The 20,339-nt window shown below is 62.5% G+C and carries 20 protein-coding genes and 1 tRNA gene; 4 read left to right on the top strand and 17 right to left on the bottom strand.

Features of this window, described 5'->3' with window-relative positions:
- Positions 1 to 79: 79 nt before the first annotated feature.
- The 4 genes from tilS to cysS are packed head-to-tail and all read right to left on the bottom strand — an operon-like array spanning position 80 to position 4,572.
- A complete protein-coding gene (gene tilS, locus VIM12_RS04720; RefSeq protein ID WP_331940456.1) occupies positions 80 to 1,507 on the bottom strand; it encodes a tRNA lysidine(34) synthetase TilS in 1,428 nt (475 codons plus the stop codon).
- Between the two features lie 2 nt (positions 1,508 to 1,509).
- The gene (locus tag VIM12_RS04715) at positions 1,510 to 2,484 is read right to left on the bottom strand and encodes an acetyl-CoA carboxylase carboxyltransferase subunit alpha (protein WP_331940455.1); all 975 of its coding nucleotides are present in this window, start codon (positions 2,482 to 2,484) and stop codon (positions 1,510 to 1,512) included.
- Positions 2,485 to 2,522: 38 nt separating this feature from the next.
- Positions 2,523 to 3,173 carry a DNA-3-methyladenine glycosylase gene (locus tag VIM12_RS04710; protein WP_331940500.1) on the bottom strand — a complete coding sequence of 217 codons (651 nt, stop codon included), beginning with the start codon at positions 3,171 to 3,173 and terminating at the stop codon, positions 2,523 to 2,525.
- A gap of 4 nt (positions 3,174 to 3,177) precedes the next feature.
- The gene (gene cysS / locus VIM12_RS04705; protein ID WP_331940454.1) at positions 3,178 to 4,572 is read right to left on the bottom strand and encodes a cysteine--tRNA ligase; all 1,395 of its coding nucleotides are present in this window, start codon (positions 4,570 to 4,572) and stop codon (positions 3,178 to 3,180) included.
- Positions 4,573 to 4,831: 259 nt separating this feature from the next.
- Here cysS and VIM12_RS04700 point away from each other — a divergent pair, with 259 nt between their 5' ends.
- From VIM12_RS04700 to VIM12_RS04690, 3 genes are read left to right on the top strand one after another with little or no spacing between them, the layout of a single operon-like run.
- A complete protein-coding gene (locus tag VIM12_RS04700) occupies positions 4,832 to 5,431 on the top strand; it encodes a peptidylprolyl isomerase (protein WP_414691748.1) in 600 nt (199 codons plus the stop codon).
- A gap of 21 nt (positions 5,432 to 5,452) precedes the next feature.
- Positions 5,453 to 5,941, top strand: a complete 489-nt coding sequence (locus tag VIM12_RS04695; protein ID WP_331940453.1) for a peptidylprolyl isomerase — start codon at positions 5,453 to 5,455, stop codon at positions 5,939 to 5,941.
- Between the two features lie 11 nt (positions 5,942 to 5,952).
- A complete protein-coding gene (locus VIM12_RS04690; RefSeq protein ID WP_331940452.1) occupies positions 5,953 to 6,756 on the top strand; it encodes a UDP-2,3-diacylglucosamine diphosphatase in 804 nt (267 codons plus the stop codon).
- Between the two features lie 6 nt (positions 6,757 to 6,762).
- On the opposite strand, the gene VIM12_RS04685 is transcribed toward VIM12_RS04690, so the two are convergent.
- The 4 genes from VIM12_RS04685 to rnr form a co-directional block, all read right to left on the bottom strand.
- The gene (locus tag VIM12_RS04685) at positions 6,763 to 7,473 is read right to left on the bottom strand and encodes a YceH family protein (RefSeq protein WP_331940451.1); all 711 of its coding nucleotides are present in this window, start codon (positions 7,471 to 7,473) and stop codon (positions 6,763 to 6,765) included.
- 22 nt (positions 7,474 to 7,495) lie between these two features.
- The gene (gene cysE, locus VIM12_RS04680) at positions 7,496 to 8,248 is read right to left on the bottom strand and encodes a serine O-acetyltransferase (protein ID WP_331940450.1); all 753 of its coding nucleotides are present in this window, start codon (positions 8,246 to 8,248) and stop codon (positions 7,496 to 7,498) included.
- Between the two features lie 83 nt (positions 8,249 to 8,331).
- Positions 8,332 to 9,069 (bottom strand): 23S rRNA (guanosine(2251)-2'-O)-methyltransferase RlmB, encoded by a 738-nt coding sequence (rlmB, locus tag VIM12_RS04675; RefSeq protein WP_331940449.1) that lies wholly within the window; start codon positions 9,067 to 9,069, stop codon positions 8,332 to 8,334.
- Positions 9,070 to 9,071: 2 nt separating this feature from the next.
- Entirely contained in the window at positions 9,072 to 11,492 is a 2,421-nt protein-coding gene (gene rnr, locus VIM12_RS04670; RefSeq protein ID WP_331940448.1) for a ribonuclease R, read from the bottom strand.
- A 143-nt stretch (positions 11,493 to 11,635) separates the two neighbouring features.
- On the opposite strand from rnr, the gene VIM12_RS04665 reads away from it, so the two are divergent.
- Positions 11,636 to 11,722 (top strand) — tRNA-Leu (locus VIM12_RS04665).
- Positions 11,723 to 11,965: 243 nt separating this feature from the next.
- Here the strand turns inward: VIM12_RS04665 and VIM12_RS04660 are convergent.
- From VIM12_RS04660 to der, 9 genes are all read right to left on the bottom strand, one after another.
- A complete protein-coding gene (locus tag VIM12_RS04660; RefSeq protein ID WP_331940447.1) occupies positions 11,966 to 12,520 on the bottom strand; it encodes a phosphoribosyltransferase in 555 nt (184 codons plus the stop codon).
- Positions 12,521 to 12,543: 23 nt separating this feature from the next.
- The gene (locus VIM12_RS04655; RefSeq protein WP_331940446.1) at positions 12,544 to 13,842 is read right to left on the bottom strand and encodes an adenylosuccinate synthase; all 1,299 of its coding nucleotides are present in this window, start codon (positions 13,840 to 13,842) and stop codon (positions 12,544 to 12,546) included.
- A gap of 8 nt (positions 13,843 to 13,850) precedes the next feature.
- On the bottom strand, positions 13,851 to 14,996 hold the full coding sequence (locus tag VIM12_RS04650) for an ATP phosphoribosyltransferase regulatory subunit (protein WP_331940445.1): 1,146 nt from the start codon (positions 14,994 to 14,996) through the stop codon (positions 13,851 to 13,853).
- A gap of 24 nt (positions 14,997 to 15,020) precedes the next feature.
- Positions 15,021 to 15,179 carry a DUF2065 domain-containing protein gene (locus VIM12_RS04645; protein WP_331940444.1) on the bottom strand — a complete coding sequence of 53 codons (159 nt, stop codon included), beginning with the start codon at positions 15,177 to 15,179 and terminating at the stop codon, positions 15,021 to 15,023.
- Between the two features lie 42 nt (positions 15,180 to 15,221).
- Positions 15,222 to 16,118: a protease modulator HflC gene (gene hflC / locus VIM12_RS04640; protein WP_331940443.1), complete on the bottom strand. Its 897-nt coding sequence runs from the start codon at positions 16,116 to 16,118 to the stop codon at positions 15,222 to 15,224.
- Positions 16,118 to 17,419 carry an FtsH protease activity modulator HflK gene (gene hflK / locus VIM12_RS04635; protein ID WP_331940442.1) on the bottom strand — a complete coding sequence of 434 codons (1,302 nt, stop codon included), beginning with the start codon at positions 17,417 to 17,419 and terminating at the stop codon, positions 16,118 to 16,120. The genes hflC and hflK overlap by 1 nt, the downstream gene beginning before the upstream one ends.
- Positions 17,420 to 17,455: 36 nt before the next feature.
- Entirely contained in the window at positions 17,456 to 18,610 is a 1,155-nt protein-coding gene (gene hflX / locus VIM12_RS04630; RefSeq protein WP_331940441.1) for a GTPase HflX, read from the bottom strand.
- Positions 18,611 to 18,637: 27 nt separating this feature from the next.
- The gene (gene hfq, locus VIM12_RS04625; RefSeq protein ID WP_135084002.1) at positions 18,638 to 18,874 is read right to left on the bottom strand and encodes an RNA chaperone Hfq; all 237 of its coding nucleotides are present in this window, start codon (positions 18,872 to 18,874) and stop codon (positions 18,638 to 18,640) included.
- 119 nt (positions 18,875 to 18,993) lie between these two features.
- A complete protein-coding gene (der, locus tag VIM12_RS04620) occupies positions 18,994 to 20,337 on the bottom strand; it encodes a ribosome biogenesis GTPase Der (protein ID WP_331940440.1) in 1,344 nt (447 codons plus the stop codon).
- Positions 20,338 to 20,339: the final 2 nt, after the last annotated feature.

Here is a 20,339-nt window from a genome sequence, read left to right as displayed (position 1 = left end):
GAATGGCATAGAAATTCCGTTAAAAGCCGGGAAAAACGAAGAAAATACGGCCGGGTTCGTGCGCTGCGCGCGGGACGGCTCAGGTCGTCGCCCGCTCCCATTCGAAGGAGATGCCGGCGCCCGGCGGCAGGACCGCGTGATTCATCCCGATGCCTGCGGCATACAGTAGCCGGCCGTCTGCGAGGACGAGCGGGAGCCGGCGGCGTTCCCATGCCGGGATGCCGAGGGCCTGGTAGTGGTGCTTGAGACTGCGGCTCGGCCTGTTCGGCCCCGGTTTCAGGACTTCCCCGCCGCTGCGGTAGCGCAGCTCCAGCGACCGCGCCGCCAGCCAATTGCGATCCTCCTCCCCCGCAGTCCGCACCTGAAGGATGCCGCCAAATGCGGGGAACGGCAGCGCCGCCTCCCGCTGCCAGCGAAAGGTCGCCGGCGCGACACGCAGGGCGGCGTCGTCGATGCGCGGAATCAGGAACAGGCGGTTCCGGTGACGGTGCACTTCGCAATCGGGATGGACGACCCGCACCTGCGCGTCCTCCCGTGCGCCCAGCGCCTGCCGCAGCATCTGGTCCAGCCAGGCCGTGCTTGGCATGCGCACCTGGTGCACCGTGAACCAGTGCCGCATCAGGTTGGCGATACGGTCCGGACTGCCGCGCAGTCGGGCCAGGTCAATGCTGCCATCCTCCCGGCCGCAGCTTGCGAGGTCTTCCGCGGCGATTTCATTGAGCAGCCGCCGGGCCGAGCCGGCGTGTGCGGCGCCCCGCGCCAGGCGCTCCTGGAATCCTGGAAAATGCCCCGCCAGCGCAGGCATCACCGCATGCCGCAGCGCATTGCGCGAAAAACGCAGGTCGTCGTTCGATTCGTCGTCGACCCAGGCCACCCGCATCTCGCGGGCAAAGGATTCCAATGCCTCGCGCGCCACGCCGAGCAGCGGCCGACCGAGCAGCAGTCCGGCGACCCCGAGCAGGCCCTGCGCCTCCACCGATTCCTGCATGCCTGCGATACCTGCCACACCGGCGCCGCGCAGCATCTGCAGCAGCACGGTCTCCGCCTGGTCGTCGAGATGGTGCCCGGTCAGCAGCAGGCGCACCCCGTGCTCCCGGCACAGCCTGCCCAGTGCCGCGTAGCGTCTCTTCCGCGCGCCCTGCTCGATGCCGTCGCCATTGCTGTCCACGTTGACATGCGCCGCATGGAGCGGGACCCCGAGGCGGGCGCACTCCTGTTCGGCGTGCCGCAACCAGGCATTGGCGTGCGGGCTGAGACCGTGGTGTACATGGAAGGCATGCAGGCGCCTGCCAGTGCCGGCTGCCCAGGCACACGCGAGATGCAGCAGCACGGTGGAATCGAGTCCGCCGCTGTAGGCGAGGCCTACGGCGGGCAGGCCGCCGGACTGCCGGTCGGCGGCGGCGCGGTCTGAAGCGTCAGCAGAACCGGAAACGGAAACGCGCGCGAGGATTGCTCCCAGCGCGCGTTCGAATGCCTCCTGCACGGAGGCGGACTGCTTGTCCGGCACGATTATTCCGACGGATTGATTTCCTTGAACTTGCCGTAGCTCATGAGCTTTTCATGGCGCGCGGCGATCAGTTCGCGCGGCTTCATTCCCTGCACCTGGCGCAGCGAGTCGGCCAGTGCGCGCTTGAGCATCACGGCCATTTGCTTCGGATCGCGGTGAGCGCCACCGAGAGGCTCGTTGACGATCTTGTCGATCAGGTTGATCGCCTTCAGCCTGTGTGCGGTAAGGCCAAGTGCATCCGCGGCGTCCGACGCACGTTCGGAAGTCTTCCAGAGAATGGAGGCGCAGCCTTCGGGCGAGATGACCGAATAGGTGGCGTACTGCAGCATCAGCACGACGTCACCGACGGCGATGGCCAGCGCGCCGCCGGAACCGCCCTCGCCGATGATGGTGGCGATCAGCGGCACCTTCAGCTCAGCCATCACGTACAGGTTGTGGCCGATCGCTTCCGACTGGCCGCGCTCTTCGGCGTCGATGCCCGGGAAGGCGCCGGGTGTGTCGACGAAGGTGAAGATCGGGAGCCCGAATTTTTCGGCCAGCTTCATGAGGCGCATCGCCTTGCGGTAGCCCTCCGGTTTCGGCATGCCGAAATTGCGCAGCGCGCGTTCCTTGGTGTCGCGGCCCTTCTGATGTCCGATCACCATGCAGGCCTGGCCGTTGAAACGGGCCAGTCCGCCGACGATGGAGAGATCGTCGGCATAGCTGCGGTCGCCGTGCAGCTCATGGAAGTCCGTGAAGATCTCGTTCACGTAGTCCATGGTGTAGGGACGCTGCGGGTGGCGCGCGATCTGCGACACCTGCCACGGCGTCAGCTTGGCGTAGATATCCTTGGTAAGTTGCTGGCTTTTCTTGGACAGGCGTTCGATCTCCTCGGAGATGTCGACGGCGGAGTCGTCCTGTACAAAGCGCAGTTCTTCTATTTTTCCCTCGAGTTCGGCGATAGGTTGTTCGAAACCGAGGAAAGTTGTCTTGCTCATCGTGCCTCCTTGTTCAACACGCGCGGTTCCGGGGGCACTTAGTACACGACCGGCGCGGCATCGAGGCTGCGCCAGAGGTACCAGGTCGCGACCGTGCGCCACGGCTCCCAATTGGCCGCAACCTCGCGCGCATCGCTGCGCGATACTGGTTCACCGGAAAAATAATTGACGCTGATGCCTTTCAATAACCCGAGGTCATCCAAAGGCAACACATTCGGACGGAGCAGATTAAATATCAAAAACATCTCTGCTGTCCAGCGTCCGATTCCCCGTATCTGGATCAGTTCCGAGATGACTTCTTCGTCGGCCATCTCCGCCCATTTCTCCGCCTGGACCCGCTTGGCCTTGAAATGCTCGGCAAGATCGATGACATATTCGGCTTTTCTTTTCGACAAGCCGCATTCGGCGAGCGACACCGGCCCGGCCTTCAGGACCTGCGCCGGCGTGCACTTCGGACAAACCGCGAGAAAGCGCTGCCATACCGCGTCGGCGGCCTTGACGGAGATCTGCTGGCCGACGATGGAGCGCGCCAGCGTAACGAATGCCTCGCCCCGTCCTTTCAGGTGCAGGTCGCCGAACTGCGGTATCAGCTTGCGCATGATGCGGTCGCGCCGCATCAGTTCATCCTTCGCATCCTGCCAGTAAGCAGGCACGCCGGGGCCGCCGTTCGTCATGGGACTCGCGGTCATGGCTTCAGGTCCTGCGCCACTCGGTGACGCCGCCCGGCTTGTCTTCCAGCACCACGCCGGCATCAAGCAACTCCGCCCGGATCCGGTCCGCTTCGGCAAAGTTCCTTGCCTTCTTGGCCGCGGCGCGGGCGTCGATCTTCGCGGCGATTGCACTCTCGTCGAGGCCGCCGCCGGCAGAACCGGGGCCGCCCTGCAGGAATTCCTGCGGGCCGCGCTGCAGCAGGCCGATGACGCCGCCGAGCGCCTTGAGCTGGCGCGCCAGCGCCGGCGACCTGCCGCGATTGACTTCGTTGGCGAGGTCAAACAGCACGGCAACCGCGACGGGCGTGTTGAAATCGTCGTTCATCGCGTCGGCAAAGCGGCGCGCGTGTTCTTCGTCGTGCTGCAGCGGGCCGTCATCGGGCACGACTTCCTTGAGCGCCGTGTACAGCCTGGCCAGGGACTGCTTGGCATCGTCGAGGTGGGCGTCCGAATAGTTCAGCGGGCTGCGGTAGTGGGCGCGGAGGATGAAGAAGCGCACCACTTCGGCGTCGTACTTCTTCAGCACATCGCGGATCGTGAAGAAGTTGCCAAGCGACTTCGACATCTTCTCGTTGTCCACGCGGATGAACCCGTTATGCATCCAGTAGTTCACGAAGGTGTGACCGTGCGCGCCTTCCGACTGTGCGATCTCGTTCTCGTGATGGGGGAATTGCAGGTCTTCGCCGCCGCCATGGATGTCGAACTGCTCGCCCAGCAGTTCCGAGCTCATCGCCGAGCATTCGATATGCCACCCTGGCCGCCCCTTGCCCCATTGCGAGTCCCATTTGACTTCGTCGGGTTCGGATTCCTTCGCGGCCTTCCAGAGCACGAAGTCCAGCGGGTCACGCTTGTCGCTGTTGCGCTCGACGCGTTCGCCGGCGCGCAGGTCGTCCAGCGATTTGCCGGAGAGCCGGCCATAGGTGGGAAAATCGCGCACCGAATAATTGACGTCGCCGTCGGCGGCCTTGTAGGCGAGCCCATTGCGTTCGAGCTTGTCGATAATGCCCAGCATCTGCGGCACGTACTGGGTGGCGCGCGGCTCATGGTCGGGCTTTTGCACGCCGAGTGCGGCGGCATCCTCGTCCATCGCATCGATGAAGCGCTGCGTCAGCTTGCCGATCGGCTCGTTGTTCTCCACCGCGCGCCGGATGATCTTGTCGTCGATGTCCGTGATGTTGCGCACGTAGGTGACGTCGAGACCGGATGCACGCAGCCAGCGCTGGACCATGTCGAACACCACCATCACCCGTGCATGGCCGAGGTGGCAGTAATCGTAGACGGTCATCCCGCACACGTACATGCGAACCTTGCCGGGCTGGATGGGCACAAAAGCCTGCTTGTCACGAGCGAGCGTGTTGTAGATCTTGATGGCGGTCATGAGCAGTTGTCGTTCCGGCTGAAGACGAGCGACGCGATGTGCCGATGCTCCCCCGCCGTCGGACAGCGGCGGGCGACACGACAATACCGGTTCGCCGAAACCCTTTTGCGATGCGTCTTTTGATAAAATGCACAGTTTCGCGGCAGTATAGCACCGTTACTTCCCCTCGCCGCCGGCCCGTCGGCCCTGCCGGATGCCGCGAAAAGGGACACGGAAGATACACAAACACTATCCGCCTGTAAAGAGCAAAGGAAGCAGCATGCCCGCAATCCGCACCTCCCGTTCCTGCACCCGCAGGCTTTTCCTGCAAATGTTCGCCGCGGTCTCGCTCGCCGGCAGCCTCCATGCCGCGCATGCCGCGGAAAACCCGCAGGTGGCGCTGAAGACGAACATGGGCGAGATCGTCCTGGAGCTGTACCCGGAGAAGGCGCCGAAGTCGGTCGCCAACTTCCTGCAGTACGTCAAGAGCGGACACTACAACGGCACCATCTTCCATCGCGTCATGGACAATTTCATGATCCAGGGTGGCGGCTTCGACCAGGACATGGCGCAGAAGCCGACGCAGGCGCCGATCGAAAATGAAGCGAAAAACGGCCTCAAGAACGACGCCCTCACCGTCGCGATGGCCCGGACCGGCAATCCGCATTCCGCTACGGCGCAATTCTTCATCAATGTCAGCAACAACAGCTTCCTCAACTACCCGGGCCAGGACGGCTGGGGCTACGCGGTCTTCGGCAAGGTGATCAAGGGCGCCGACACGGTCGAGAAGATCAAGGCCGTGAAAACCGGCAACAAGGGCATGCACCAGAACGTTCCGCTGCAACCTGTGGTCATTCAGTCGGCGACGGTCGTCAAGTAACCCAACTCAAAAGGAACCAACATGGCAGTCATCCTCACCACCAACCATGGCAAGATCAAGATCGAACTCGACGCGGAAAAGGCGCCGAAGTCCGTGGAAAATTTCCTCGCCTATGTTCGCGCAGGGCACTATGACGGCACGATCTTCCACCGGGTGATCGACGGCTTCATGATCCAGGGCGGCGGCTTCGAACCGGGCATGAAGCAGAAGCCGACCAATGAGCCGGTCGAGAATGAAGCGAAGAACGGCCTGAAGAACGAGCCCTACTCGGTGGCAATGGCCCGCACGTCGTCGCCGCATTCGGCAACCGCCCAGTTCTTCATCAACGTCAAGAACAACAGCTTCCTCGATTACCCGGGCCAGGACGGCTGGGGCTACTGCGTGTTCGGCAAGGTGACCGAGGGCACGGACGTCGTGGACAAGATCAAGTCGGTGAAGACCACGCGCGCCGGGATGTTTGCCGACGTGCCCGAGGAGAACGTCATCATCGAGAAGGCTGAAATCGTCTGACACGGGGAATCATGCCGGCAAACGAGATGCCCGCCGCCGCGGGCGGCGATGCGCAACCCGACCCGGTTGCGCTTTTTGTTTCGGACGTCCATCTGCAGCCCGCGCTGCCGCGCACCACGCAGGCCTTCCTCGATTTCCTGCGGAAGCATGCCTGCCGCGCACAACGGCTCTACCTGCTCGGCGACCTGTTTGAATACTGGGCCGGCGACGACGACATCGAGGATCCGTACAACCTTGCGGTCGTCGCTGCACTGCGTGAGGTCAGCGACGCCGGCGTCCAGTTGTACTGGATACCGGGTAACCGCGACTTCCTTGTAGGAGAGGCCTTTGCCGGAGCCGCCGGCCTGCAACTGCTGTCCGAACCCCATGTCCTGCAGCTGGCCGGGCGCAAGCTGGTCCTCGTGCACGGCGACGCCCAGTGCACGGACGATACAGGCTACATGGCGTTTCGCGCACAGGTCAGGCAGCCGGGATGGCAGGCCGCATTCCTGGCAAAATCGCTTGCGGAACGCAAGGCCATCATCGCCGGCATGCGCAGCGGCAGCCGCGAGGCGCAGCGCGAGAAATCCTACGCCATCATGGACGTCAACCAGGAAGCCATCGAGGACCTGTTCGCGGCGAGCGGCGCGGAAGCGATGATCCACGGCCATACCCATCGGCCGGCGGTCCATCGCCACCCCGCTCCGCAAGGCGAACGTGAACGCCATGTGCTGCCGGACTGGGACTGCGACGCCACGCCGGCGCGGGGAGGATGGCTCGCACTGCAGTACGACGGGACGTTCCGTCACGTCCCGGTCGAGACCGCGGCGTCCTAGGCAGGACTACTCGAACTGACGCCGGAATTCGGCAAACTGCGCGTTGAGGCGTTCAAGCTCAGCCCGCAGCGCCGCCACCTCCGTCTCCAGCGCAGCGACGCGGTCGGATGAAGACAGTGGCCGGGCCGGTGGCGAGACGCCTGCGGCCGGCTCCAGGTTCGAAGCAAAGCTGCCGGCCACCTCCTGCTGCTCCACCCTCTCCGATCCCGACAGGAGATGCGCGTAACGCGCTTCCTTGGTGCCGGGCGCCCGCGGCAGGCGAGCGACCAGCGGAGGAAACTTGTCGATCAAAAATTGCAGTGCCGTTTCCACGTCCGCCACCGTGGCGAAGTCGTGGAGGCGGCCGCAGCGTGCTCGGATTTCGCCCGCTGTCTGTATTCCCCGCAGCATCAACACTGTGAGCGCCGCAAGCTTGTCCTGCTCCAGCGACCACTTCATCCGCATCCGGTGTTCATACTTGGCCACGCGCGCCCCGGCCTGGCGCACTTCCGAAACGAGTCTGCGCTGAACAAGGCGCTGCAGGACCGCGGTAATAGTCTGCTCGCTCATCGACATCACGGGATCGCGGCTGGAAAGCTGATTGCAGCCGGCCGTGAGCGCATTGAGCGACAGTGGATAGCTGTCGGGCGTGATGCCTTCCTTCTCGGCCAGCACCCCCAGTACCCGAACCTCGAAGTCGTCAAGCAGTTCCAGTCCGTCTGCTGCTTCGCCTTGCATCGCTGCGTCCGTCACATTCGCCTCATTCAACCAGTTTGTTCAATTGTTCGGGATCGATCCCGTCCGTCTTCGGCACCGTGTCGCAACGAACCCCTGCGTTCTGGAGCGCCGCCATCAGCCCCAGTATCTGACGCTCCTGCAGCGCCGCATGATCGATCAGCCGATGCAGCGCGGTCGCCAGGGGATCCTCTCCGCTACCCGGCGTGATTCCATATGCGGAGAAAACGCGCGCCGTCGCCTCCTCGCGCTGCCGCCCGGCGTCCTTCTGGACGATATGGGCCGGATTGCCGACCGCGGTCGCTCCCGCCGGCACTTCCCTGACGACGACGGCGTTGGAACCCACCTTGGCGCCCTCACCGACGGTGAACCCGCCAAGTACCTTCGCGCCCGCGCCAATGATTGCGCCACGGCCCAGGGTCGGATGGCGCTTCGCGCCCTTGCTCAATGAGGTTCCGCCGAGGGTCACACCCTGGTAGATGGTACAGTCGTCGCCCACCTCGGCGGTTTCGCCGATCACGACGCCGAACCCGTGGTCGATGAAGACGCGGCGGCCAACGGTCGCGCCCGGGTGGATCTCGATCCCGGTCGCACCGCGGGCGAGATGCGAAATGAACCGCCCGGCCCACTTCAGCCCCCGCATCCAGCACCAGTGCGCCCAGCGATGCATGACGATCGCATGCAAGCCGGGATAGCAGGTGAGCACCTCCCAGGCATTGCGCGCCGCCGGGTCGCGTTCGATGATGCTGGCGATATCTTCGCGGAGACGATTGAACATGGCAGGGACGGAATCAGGACATCAGGGCATGAACGGTCAGGCGTGTGGCGAGCGACGGCCGCACCGCGCGGGCGATACCGCCGTCAGCGGGGAATCCGTTGACGACGGGCCTCGTACAGGCAGACGCCGGAAGCGACCGACACGTTCAGGCTTTCCACTGCGCCAAGCATCGGTATGTTGACCAGCAGATCGCACGTCTCCCGGGTAAGCCGGCGCATCCCTTCGCCTTCGGAACCCATGACCAGCGCGCAGCCGACGGAGAAATCGGCGTCGTACAAACCCTTCTCCGCCTCGTCATCGGTACCGATCAGCCAGATGTCCCGTTCCTTCAGCTCGCGCATGGTGCGCGCAAGATTTGTCACGGTAATGTACGGCACGGTGTCGGCTGCGCCGCTCGCGACCTTGGCCGCGGTCGCGTTGAGTCCGACGGCCCGGTCCTTCGGCGCGATGACGGCGTGTGCGCCAGCGCCGTCCGCCACCCGGAGGCAGGCGCCAAGGTTGTGCGGATCCGTCACGCCGTCGAGCACCAGCAGCAGCGGCGGCCCGACGATGGCGTCGAGCAGTTCGTCGAGGTTGCGCGCCAGGGAGAGTTCTCCGGCTTTCGCCACGACCCCCTGGTGCCGGCGCGTGCCGGCCATGCCGTCCAGGCGACCGCCCTCCGCATGGATGATCCTTACCTTGGCATCTTCTGCCGCTCGTATCAGGTCCTGCATGCGCCGGTCGTGCCGGCCGGCATCCACGTAGATCTCTTCCACGGACGAGGCCTCATGGCGCAGCCGCGCCGTCACGGCATGGAAGCCGAAAATCAGTTTGCTTTTCATCGTTATCTTTTCTTCTTGCCAGCCTTGCCGGAGGCTTCGCCCTTCCTGGAGGCCGAACCGGTCTTGCTGCGCGCCGTCTTGGCCTTGCGCGCCGTTGACTTGACCGTCGGCGCGGGCGCGTTCGCCTTCGATTTCTTCTCACGGGCCTGGCCGGCTTCCGCCCGGCGCGCCTCGTTCTTGATGGCGGTCCGGATGTCAGGCTCGTTCACCAGGCGCAGGTCGATCTTGCGCGCGTCGAGATCGACCCGGCTCACCTGCACCGTCACCCGATCGGTGAGCTGGTAGCGGATGCCGGTGCGTTCGCCGCGCAACTCGTGACGCACCTCGTCGTACTGGAAGTAGTCCGATCCGAGCTCGGTCACATGCACCAGCCCTTCGATGAACAGCGTGTCGAGCTGCACGAAGATGCCGAACGGCGCGACGCCGGAAATCGTGCCGGTAAACTCCTCGCCCAGCTTGTCGCGGACGAAGTAGCATTTCAGCCAGGCCTCGACGTCGCGGGACGCCTCATCGGCGCGGCGTTCGTTGGCGGAACAATGGATGCCGAGCGCCTCCCACACCGCCAGCTCGCCTTCCTTCTTTTTCTTGCCGTTCGCCTTGTCCTCTGCGGCCATGCGGCGCGCCGCCGGCGACAGCATGGTGTTCAGCGCGCCCATGTCGATGCCTTTGGGCTCATACCGCTTGCCTTGCAGGATCGCCTTGATCGCGCGATGCGTCAGCAGGTCGGGATAGCGTCGGATCGGGCTGGTGAAATGCGCATATGCTTCGTAGGCCAATCCGAAATGGCCGATATTGTCGGGGCTGTATACCGCCTGCTGCATCGAGCGCAGGAGCATGGTCTGCAGCAGCACCGCATCCGGGCGCATCTTGATCTTCGGGATCAGTTCCGCGTAGTCCGAAGCGACCGGCGTGTCCCCGCCGCCGAGGTGCAGGCCCATCTGCTTGAGGAAGGTCCGAACCTGGTTGAGCTTTTCCTTCGATGGCGCCGCGTGCACGCGGTACACACCGGGATGCTTGTGACGGGCGAGCAGGTCTGCCGCGCACACGTTCGCCGCCAGCATGCACTCCTCGATCAGTCGGTGCGCGTCGTTGCGGCTGCGCGGCAGGATCTGCTCGATCTTGCCTGCTGCATTGCAGACAATGTAGGTCTCGGTGGTCTCGAAATCGATCGCACCGCGTTCCTGGCGCGCATGCAGCAATGCCTGGAAGGCTTCGTACAGATGCAGCAGGTGCGGCACCAGCTGGTGGCGCTTCGCCGCTTCCGGCCCCTTGGTGTTGGCCAGTATCGCAGCGACCTCGGTATAGGTCAGCCTCGCCGCCGAATGGATGACTGCAGGATAGAACTGGTACGCCTTGATGGCGCCCTTGCTCGTGATTACCGCATCGCACACGAGGGTGAGCCGGTCCACCGCGGGATTCAGCGAGCACAGTCCGTTGGACAGCTTTTCCGGCAGCATGGGGATGACCCGACGCGGAAAATAGACCGAGGTGCTGCGCTCGAGGGCGTCCTGGTCCAGCGCATCATTCGGTTTCACGTAGTGGCTCACGTCCGCGATCGCCACAATCAGGCGGTAAGCCTTGGTACGCCCGATCTTCACCGGCTCGCAGTACACCGCATCGTCGAAATCGCGCGCATCCTCGCCGTCGATGGTGACCAGCGGGATATCGCGCAGATCCACCCGGTCCTGCAGGTCCGCATCCCTCACCTCCCCCGGCAGTCTGGCGGCAAGCTTCGCCGCGGCATCGGAGAATTCATGCGGCACGCCATACTTGCGCACCGCGATCTCGATCTCCATGCCCGGATCGTCGATGTCGCCGAGCACCTCGACGATCTTGCCGATTGGCTGGGTGTAGCGCGAGGGCTGCTCGACCAGTTCGACGGTGACGACCTGCCCCGGCTTCGCCTTGCCGGGCGACCCCGAAAGCAGGATGTCACGGCCGATGCGCTTGTCCTCCGGGGCGACGACCCAGACACCGTTTTCATTGAGCAGCCGTCCGATGACGTGAGTATTGGCCCGCTCCAGCACTTCCACGATGCTGCCCTCGGGCCGGCCGCGGCGGTCGAGGCCGACGATGCGGATCTGCACGCGGTCGCCATGCAGCACCTTCTGCATCTCCTTCTCGGGAAGGAAGATGTCGTCGCCGCCATCGTCGGGGATCAGGAAACCGTATCCTTCCCGATGGCCGCTGACGCGGCCTTCGATGAAGCTGGTCTGGTGCGCGAGCTGATACTCGCCGTTACGGTTGGGCTTGATCTGGCCATCGCGCTCCATCGCGTTCAGTCGACGCGTGAGGCCATCGATCTCCTCCGGCTTGACGCCGAGAGCGGCTGCCAGTGACTGCAAGTCATGCGCGCCGGCCGCAGTTCGCAAGATGCCGAGGATTTCCTCACGGCTGGGAATGTTGTATTGGAATTGGCTCAAAAGCTGTTTTAATGAAATTGTTATTAATACGGAAGCTAGTGTAACGGACTACAGTTACATTTACCTAACCGCGCTCTTCATCAGATGATTGCACCTGCGAATTGACATCCTCAAATTTTCCGATATAATGTCTGTCTTTCGCAGCCCAGATGGCGGAATTGGTAGACGCACTAGGTTCAGGTCCTAGCGGTGGCAACACTGTGGAGGTTCGAGTCCTCTTCTGGGCACCAAGTTTAAAAAGGCTCGCAGCTGCGAGCCTTTTTTCTTTTCCCCGCCGGCTTTTCAGCCTGCCGATCGCTACCGCGCGTTGCGCCCTGATCGCTCCCTCGTCATGACCACCAGCACCGATCGGCCAACGCACGTGCAATGAAAAACCCGTTGTCGAGCAACGGGTTTTTTGATCGTGCCACTACCGCAGTCTCAGCACAACCGACGCCGAACGGTCGGTTTGAGTCCGGAATGCAGAGCAAGTTCTACATGCTGCTTTCGCCCTTCTTCAACCAGGCGGCGAGCTGGTGCGGACGGAGGCTGTCGTACTCCTCGAATGGCTGGTGGATCCAGGGATTCGTCGGCAGATACTGTAGGTAGTAGTCGGGCCGCACCGAGGAACAGGCCTTGCACCAGATGACCGCGGATCGGACCTCGGTCACCGCAGGGAAATGCTCCTTCAGATGGCCCTGCACCTTCTCCAGCGTCACCCCGGAATCCACGAGGTCGTCCAGCAGCAGGATCTTGCCGGACAATGCCCCCTTGGTCATCGTGATGTGCTTGGCAATATCCAGTGAGCCGCGCGTCGTGCCGGCATCCTCGCGGTAGGAGCTGGTCGAGAGAATTGCCAGCGGCACATCGAAGATCCGGGAGAAGATGTCGCCCGGCCGCAGGCCGCCCCGAGCCAGGCACAACACCTGATCAAACTGCCAGCCGGACTCGTGAACCATGCGGGCGAGGCCGACGATCGCGCGGATGTAATCGTCCCAGGAGACCCACAAGTCCTTTTCGGTCGACATCTCGTTCACCTTGTCTGTCATGTTCGCATCCATCATCGGTACGCTTAGACAAACGGGTGACGCAGGACGATCGTCTCTTCGCGATCCGGACCGGTGGAGACCATGTCGACCGGAATGCCGACCAGTTCTTCGATGCGTTTGATGTAGGCCCGCGCATTCGCCGGCAGCGCATCCATCGACTTCGCACCCACGGTCGACTCGGACCAGCCGGGCATCTGCTCGTACACCGGTTCGCAACGCGCCGCGTCTTCGGCGCCCACCGGGAAAACACCGACGGATTTGCCGTCGATCTTGTAGCCCGTGCAAAGCTGCAGCGACTCAAGGCCATCGAGCACGTCCAGCTTCGTCAGGCACATCCCCGACACGCCATTGATCTGCACAGAACGGCGCAGCAACGCGGCATCGAACCAGCCGCAGCGGCGCGCCCGTCCTGTCACGGTGCCGAACTCGTGTCCAACGCTCGCCAGGTGCTTGCCCACGCCCTGATCAGTTGCCAGCTCCGACGGGAACGGGCCGGAGCCGACGCGGGTGGTATAGGCCTTGGTAATGCCAAGGACGTAGTGCAGCATGTTCGGACCGACGCCCGATCCTGCCGCAGCATTGCCCGCCACGCAGTTGCTCGACGTGACGAAAGGATAGGTTCCGTGATCGACGTCGAGCAAGCTGCCCTGCGCTCCCTCGAACAGCAGATTGACGCCCGCCTTGTGCGCGCCATACAGGGCGCTCGACACGTCGGCGACCATCGGGGCCAGGCGAGGCACCAGTGCGAGCGTGTCGTCGTACGTCTTCTGGAAATCGACCGCGTCGGCCTTCAGGTACTGCGTGAGAACGAAATTATGGTAATCGAGGTTTTCGCGGAGTTTTTCCGCGAAGCGTTCGGCGTTCAGGAGGTCGGCGACCCGGATTGCACGGCGCGCGACCTTGTCCTCATACGCCGGTCCGATGCCCTTCCCCGTGGTCCCGATCTTGGCGGCGCCGCGCGCGGCTTCACGGGCCGCGTCCAGCGCGGTGTGGTACGGAAGGATGACCGGGCAGGCTTCGGACACCTTGAGGCGCGACACAACCTCGACCCCGTTCGCCTGCAGCTTGTCGATTTCGCGCATCAGGTCCGGGACCGAGAGCACGACGCCGTTGCCGATATAGCAGGCGACGCCGGCGCGCATGATTCCCGACGGGATCAGCTGCAGCGCCGTCTTCTGGCCACCGATCACGAGCGTATGTCCGGCGTTGTGTCCACCCTGAAAGCGAACCACGCCCTCCGCATGATCGGTCAGCCAGTCGACGATCTTTCCTTTTCCTTCATCGCCCCATTGGGTACCGATGACAACCACGTTCTTTGCCATGCTTTTGCCTAGTTTTTAAGAATCCAGTTACCGTTTTCCCATACGACCGCGCGGTCGCAGTCGAATTCATCCTGGTCAGTTTCATGCCCCGGCAAGGTCTGGATCACAACCTCGCCGCTCTTTCTCAATTCTGCAATCTTCTTGCGAAGGGCGGCATCCGTTCCCCATGGAGCGCGGATAGCCCGCGTGCGTTCTGCGCCCGGCATCAGGCGGGCCAGTTCACGCAGGTCCATTGAAAAACCTGTCGCAGGCCGGGAGCGGCCGAATGCCTCGCCGACATGGTCGTAGCGCCCGCCGCGTGCAACCGCATTCGGCAGGCCGGGGACGTAGGCCGCGAACATCGCGCCGCTGTGGTAATGGTATCCGCGAAGATCGGCAAGATCCACCGTCACGGTAGCCGCACCCGCCTGATGCACCAGGGTCTCGAGCTCGTCAAGTGCGCGGCCGACGCCGGAGATTGCGCCCAACTCGGCGCGTGCCCGGCCAATGATGCCGGGATCGCCATAGAGACCGGGCAGCGCCAGCAGTGCTGCACAGGTGGCAGGAGCGAAATTTGCACACAACGCCCGCAGCCCTGGAACGTCCTTTGTCTCAAGGAGCGCGAACAGTGCGGCTTCATTGCGCTTTGCAGCGTCGTCGCCTGCGATAATGCTGCGCAGCACGCCAACGTGGCACAAGTCGAGCCGCACCTCGGAGATGCCGGCAAGCGCGAGCGAGGCAAGTACCAGCTCCTGGATTTCCGCGTCGGCTTCCAGCCCGGCATGGCCATATATTTCGGCACCGATCTGGACCGGCTCCCGGGTCGAATGAAAACCTGACGGCCGGGTGTGCAGCACACTGCCGGCATAGCAGAGGCGCGTCACGGACGATCGGTTGAGCAGATGGGCATCAATCCGCGCCACCTGCGTCGTCATGTCTGCCCTGACGCCCATCGTTCGTCCGGAAAGCTGGTCGACCAGCTTGAATATGCGCAGGTCCATGTCCTGTCCCGCGCCGGTCAGGAGCGACTCGAGATACTCCAGCATCGGAGGCATGACGAGTTCATAGCCGTATAAACGGAAGTTGTCGAGCAGCGCCCGGCGCAATTCTTCGATCTTGCGCGCTTCGGACGGCAGGACGTCGGCGATATTTTCAGGAAGGAGCCAGTTCGGCATGGCGAAAAAAAGCGAGCGTATGGATTAGAAGCGGACCAGCCAGATTACGGCGAGGCCGAGAAGCAAGGCGGTGAGACCAAGAAAACGGATCTGCCCGTCGCTCAGACGGGCGACCTGCTCAAGAAACCGGCGCCATCGCGCCGGAAACAGGAAAGGGGTGATGCCCTCGAACAAGAGCATCATGCCAAACGCGATCACCCACACACTGTCCACGACCGACCCGCATCACTTCTTCGGCGTCGGGGCTGCAGACCCATTGACGGGGTTCTTGAAATACCGGAAGAACTCGGAGTTGGGGTCGACCACCAGCATGTCGTTGCGGCTCTTGAAGCTGGCGCGATAGGCCTCAAGACTGCGGTAGAACTTGAAGAATTCGGGGTTCTGCCCAAAAGCCTGGCCATAGATCTGCGTTGCCTTGGCGTCGCCGTCGCCGCGGATCTGCTCCGCCTCGCGATAGGCTTCCGCAAGAATCACGGTCCGCTGTCGATCGGCATCCGCCCGAATCTTCTCGGATTCAGCCGCTCCGGTGGAACGCAACTCGTTGGCCACGCGCACGCGTTCGGCGCGCATCCGGTCGTACACCGAATTGTTGATCTGCTCGACATAGTCAACGCGCTTCAACCGCACGTCAACGATCTCGACGCCGATCTGCTTCGCCTCTTCCGTCACCTTCTTCTGGATCGCGTTCATGACCTTGCCACGCTCGCCCGAGATGACTTCCCGGACGGTGCGCTTGGTGATTTCCTCGTTCAGCGCGGCCTTGACGATCTGCGACATCCGGTCCTGCGCGCGGCGCTCATCGCCGGTGAAGCTCACGAAGTACAGCCTGGGCTCGGTGATGCGCCACTTGATGTAGGCATCGACCAGGATGTTCTTCTTTTCCGCGGTGATGAACCGGTCGGCCTCCGGCGTATCGAGCGTCAGGATGCGCTTGTCCAGAAAGATCACGTTCTGGAACGGCGGCGGCAGCTTGAAATGCAGACCGGGCTCGCTGATCACCTTCTTGACTTCGCCGAGCGCAAACACGATCGCATACTTCCGCTGGTCGACCACGAACAGGGTCGACATCAGCACGGACAGAAGGATCAGCGCCGCAATGGAATAGGAAACGAGGCGGTTCATCAGCGTGTCTCCCTGTCGCGGGAATCACGGCCGTCGCGCGTGCGGGAGTCCCTCTGTCGTTGCGTATCCATGTTTGTCTGCGAAGCGTCTCCCCCTGGTACCGCCGATGACGGCGCCTGCGTGGCGGCGCCCGTCTTGCCTGCGGCAGCCTCACTGGCGCTCTGCGCGATCAGCTTGTCCAACGGAAGATAAAGTAGATTGTTACCGCTCCTGCTGTCCACCATGATCTTGGTCGTATTCGTAAAGATCTGCTGCATGGTTTCCAGGTACATCCGGTCGCGGGTTACCGCGGGAGCCTTCTGGTACTCGGCCAGCACCTGCTTGAAACGAGAAGCGTCGCCCTCCGCGTTGGCCACCGCACGCGAGCGGTAGGCTTCCGCCTCCTGCAACAGCCGTGCTGCGGCACCACGTGCGCGCGGGATCACGTCGTTCGCATATGCCTGGCCTTCATTCTTCTGGCGTTCGCGATCCTGACCAGCCTTGACCGCGTCGTCGAATGCCGTCTGCACCTGTTCCGGCGGCTGCACAGCCTGCATCGTCACGTTCGTGATTTGGACGCCGGCCTTGTAGCGGTCGACAATCTGCTGCATCAACTGGCTTGCGTCGAAAGCGACCTTCTCACGCCCTTCGTACAGCACGAAATCCATCTTGCTGCGCCCGACCACTTCCCGGATGGAGGTTTCAGCGACCTGGCGCACAGTCTCTTCCTGGTCGCGGTTGTTGAACACCCATTCAGAAGCATCCTTTAGCCGGTACTGGACGGCGAACTGGATGTCGATGATGTTTTCATCGTCCGTCAACATCAGGGATTCGCGCGGCTGCTTGTTCTTCACGTTCGTGCGATAGCCGACTTCCACCGTACGCACCTGCGATACGTTGACGATTTCGTGGCTCTGGATCGGATACGGCCAGCGCCAGTTGAAACCCGCCGGGCGCGCCGGGGCACTGTACTTGCCGAAGGTCATGACGACCGCGGTCTGGCCTTCCTGCACAATGAAGAACCCGCTGACGAGCCAGAGAAAACCGATGATTGCGGCAATCAGGCCGGCACCGATGCCGGCGCCCTTCATGTCCGGGCCGAAGCCGCCGCCGTCGCCGCCGCGGCCATTGCCCTTGCCGCCGAACAGGCGGTTCAGCCGCTGATTGAATTCGCGCCAGAGTTGATCCAGGTCCGGAGGACCGTCATTCGGCCGCTTGCCGTCCTGGTTCTGGTTTTGGCCGTTGTCCTGGCTTCCGCGTCCCCACCTGGGATCATTCAATGAAAACTTGAGGCCGATTTTTTTGATTAGAGGAATAAACATTCTCTCGCTATCCGGCTTATGTTGATGACTCGCTGCTTATTGTTCCGGCTGGCCCCTGAGTGGAAGCTGTCCAGCGTCTTGGAGGGCGCTTTCCCGGACGCGCACGTGATCAAACTCTGCCGTTGCACTCCCCTTGGCGAAGTCGGCTATGGCGTCACGGAGCAAGTCCAGGCCTGCCCCGGTCTGGGCACTAATGAAAACCCGGCGGATTTTATCATATTCATCATGTTCCACCGCAGGTTCTAGCCCGGCAGCATCAATCTTGTTCCAGACCAGTATCTGGGGAATGTGATCGGCGCCGATTTCAGTCAGCACGCTGTTCACCTGTTCGATCTGTTCCATACGTACCGGGCTGGCGGCGTCGACGACGTGCAGCAGGAGATCCGCGTGGATCGTTTCCTCGAGCGTGGCGCGAAAGGCTGCCACCAGCTGGTGAGGCAACTCACGGATGAAGCCGACGGTGTCCGAGATCACGACATTCCCGACTTCCTGCAGGAAGATACGGCGGCTGGTGGTATCCAGTGTCGCGAACAGCTGATTTGCGGCGTAGGCCTGCGCCTTTGTCAGCGCGTTGAACAGGGTCGACTTCCCGGCGTTGGTGTAGCCGACCAGGGAGACCGAGAAGGTGTTGTTGCGTCCGCGTGCGCGCCGTTGCGTCTCGCGCTGGCGGTGCAGCTTGTCGAGGCGCGCACGAAGCGCCTTCACCCGGTCGCCGAGCAGGCGGCGGTCGGTCTCGAGCTGGGTTTCACCCGGTCCGCGCAGACCGATGCCGCCCTTCTGCCGTTCCAAGTGGGTCCATCCCCGAATCAGGCGGGTAGCGAGATGCTGCAACTGTGCGAGCTCGACCTGCACCTTGCCCTCATGACTCTGCGCACGCTGCGCGAAAATGTCGAGGATGAGGCTGGTGCGATCGATGACCCGTATCTTGAGGTGGCGCTCGAGGTTGCGCTGCTGCGCAGGGGACAAGGCGTGATTGAAAATCACCAGATCGAGCTTGTCGTTCGCGACGGATTGAGCGATCTCGTCGGCCTTACCGGACCCGACGAACAACGCGGCATCCGGACTTGCACGTTTGGCAGTTATCGTGACAACGGGCTCGGCGCCAGCCGAACTGGACAAGAGAGATAGTTCTTCGAGGCTTGCCGAAAAGTCTCCCTTGCCGAAATCCACACCGACAAGGGCAGCACGCATTTGGGAATTAGGCGAGGTATCGATAGGTTATTCCGAATCGGATTCGAGATTGAGGTTGACCGCCCGGGCAGGAACCACCGTCGAAATGGCATGCTTGTATACCATCTGCGTAACCGTATTCCGCAGCAGCACGACATACTGGTCAAAAGACTCGATGTGCCCTTGAAGCTTGATGCCGTTGACGAGGTAGATTGAAACCGGGACGTGTTCTTTGCGTAAGGCGTTGAGGAAGGGGTCTTGTAGGAGTTGCCCTTTGTTGCTCATAACGGCTCCATTGTGTTGTTGTGATCAGGAGTTAGGGACAGCCTGAAGAATTTCAAGTGCCCGGATATTGCAATTAATGAATGTATACGATTTTGGCCTTCCGCGCCAACCACCTTGCCCTATCTTTCATCCCTGACAAAAGGGTTCTTGCTGGAACGCAGTTCGATACGTAATGGAGTGCCTACTAACGAAAAAGTTTCGCGGAAGTGCTTTTCCAGGTAGCGCTTGTAATTGTCGTCGATCGCCTCGAGGGCATTGCCGTGTATCACGACAATCGGGGGATTCTGGCCGCCTTGGTGGGCATAGCGCAGCTTGGGCCGGATGGAGCCCTTGCGACGCGGCTGCTGGTGTTCAACAGCCTCGATCAGGGCGCGCGTGAGCCGAGGCGTGGATAGCTTGGCCATGGCGGCGGCGTAGGCGGCGTCCACCGACTTCATCAGGGGAACAATGCCGCTTCCCTTGAGCGCCGAGATAAAATGGAACTTGGCGAAGAACAGGAAGTTGAGCTTGCGCTCCATATCCATCTTGATCTGGTCCCGCCTGTCATTGTCGAGGCCGTCCCACTTGTTGACGCCCACAACCAATGCTCTTCCGGACTCGAGGATGAAGCCGGCGATGTGCGCATCCTGTTCCGAAATGTCCTGCTGCGCGTCAAGCAGCAGCAGCACGACATTGGCTTCCGAAATCGATTGCAGCGTCTTCACCACCGAGAATTTCTCGATGGCCTCGAAGACTTTTCCGCGGCGGCGGATGCCGGCGGTGTCGATCAGGGTGTAATGCTTGCCCTCGCGCTCGAACGGGATCTCGATCGAATCCCGGGTGGTGCCTGGCATGTCGAAAGCAATGACGCGCTCTTCACCAAGGAGGGTGTTCACCAGAGTCGACTTGCCGACGTTGGGCCGCCCGACGATAGCCAGCTTGATCCCGCGGGCGATTTCCTCCGGCGGCGACTCCTCTGCCGGACGCTGCTGCGCGGCGAGATCAAGCGCTTCATTGACCAGGTCGGTCACGCCGTCCCCGTGCGCTGCGGAGATGACATACGGATCGCCGAGCCCGAGTTCGTAAAAGTCGGCCGTGACCGAGGTGTATTTCATCCCCTCGGCCTTGTTCACGACCAGCATGGCCGGTCGTCCGGATTTGCGCAGAAAGTCGGTGATGGTCTTGTCGTGCGGCGTCAGTCCCTGCCGGCCGTCAACGAGGAACACGACGACATCCGCTTCGGCGACGGCCTGTTTTGTCTGTTTGGCCATCTCGTGCATGATGCCTTCCTTCGCGACCGGCTCGAAGCCACCGGTGTCGATTACGAGGAAAGGCCGCTCGCCCACCCTGCCCTCGCCATAGTGGCGGTCTCGGGTGAGTCCGGGAAGATCGGCGACGAGCGCGTCGCGCGACCGGGTGAGCCGGTTGAACAACGTGGATTTGCCGACGTTGGGTCGGCCTACTAATGCAATAACCGGCTTCATCA

It is taken from the genome of Noviherbaspirillum sp. (assembly GCF_036563305.1).
In the GTDB taxonomy this organism is placed as follows: domain Bacteria; phylum Pseudomonadota; class Gammaproteobacteria; order Burkholderiales; family Burkholderiaceae_D; genus Noviherbaspirillum.
This window is presented reverse-complemented; position numbering and strand designations above follow the sequence as displayed.

Bases quoted from the DNA above. Each gene is read 5' to 3' on its own strand.
- VIM12_RS04715 (WP_331940455.1), bottom strand. From the start codon at position 2,484: ATGAGCAAGACAACTTTCCTCGGTTTCGAACAACCTATCGCCGAACTC.
- VIM12_RS04710 (WP_331940500.1), bottom strand. From the start codon at position 3,173: ATGACCGCGAGTCCCATGACGAACGGCGGCCCCGGCGTGCCTGCTTAC.
- cysS (WP_331940454.1), bottom strand. From the start codon at position 4,572: ATGACCGCCATCAAGATCTACAACACGCTCGCTCGTGACAAGCAGGCT.
- VIM12_RS04700 (WP_414691748.1), top strand. From the start codon at position 4,832: ATGCCCGCAATCCGCACCTCCCGTTCCTGCACCCGCAGGCTTTTCCTG.
- VIM12_RS04695 (WP_331940453.1), top strand. From the start codon at position 5,453: ATGGCAGTCATCCTCACCACCAACCATGGCAAGATCAAGATCGAACTC.
- VIM12_RS04690 (WP_331940452.1), top strand. From the start codon at position 5,953: ATGCCGGCAAACGAGATGCCCGCCGCCGCGGGCGGCGATGCGCAACCC.
- VIM12_RS04685 (WP_331940451.1), bottom strand. From the start codon at position 7,473: ATGCAAGGCGAAGCAGCAGACGGACTGGAACTGCTTGACGACTTCGAG.
- cysE (WP_331940450.1), bottom strand. From the start codon at position 8,248: ATGTTCAATCGTCTCCGCGAAGATATCGCCAGCATCATCGAACGCGAC.
- rlmB (WP_331940449.1), bottom strand. From the start codon at position 9,069: ATGAAAAGCAAACTGATTTTCGGCTTCCATGCCGTGACGGCGCGGCTG.
- VIM12_RS04660 (WP_331940447.1), bottom strand. From the start codon at position 12,520: ATGACAGACAAGGTGAACGAGATGTCGACCGAAAAGGACTTGTGGGTC.
- VIM12_RS04655 (WP_331940446.1), bottom strand. From the start codon at position 13,842: ATGGCAAAGAACGTGGTTGTCATCGGTACCCAATGGGGCGATGAAGGA.
- VIM12_RS04650 (WP_331940445.1), bottom strand. From the start codon at position 14,996: ATGCCGAACTGGCTCCTTCCTGAAAATATCGCCGACGTCCTGCCGTCC.
- VIM12_RS04645 (WP_331940444.1), bottom strand. From the start codon at position 15,179: ATGATGCTCTTGTTCGAGGGCATCACCCCTTTCCTGTTTCCGGCGCGA.
- hflC (WP_331940443.1), bottom strand. From the start codon at position 16,118: ATGAACCGCCTCGTTTCCTATTCCATTGCGGCGCTGATCCTTCTGTCC.
- hflK (WP_331940442.1), bottom strand. From the start codon at position 17,419: ATGTTTATTCCTCTAATCAAAAAAATCGGCCTCAAGTTTTCATTGAAT.
- hflX (WP_331940441.1), bottom strand. From the start codon at position 18,610: ATGCGTGCTGCCCTTGTCGGTGTGGATTTCGGCAAGGGAGACTTTTCG.
- hfq (WP_135084002.1), bottom strand. From the start codon at position 18,874: ATGAGCAACAAAGGGCAACTCCTACAAGACCCCTTCCTCAACGCCTTA.
- der (WP_331940440.1), bottom strand. From the start codon at position 20,337: ATGAAGCCGGTTATTGCATTAGTAGGCCGACCCAACGTCGGCAAATCC.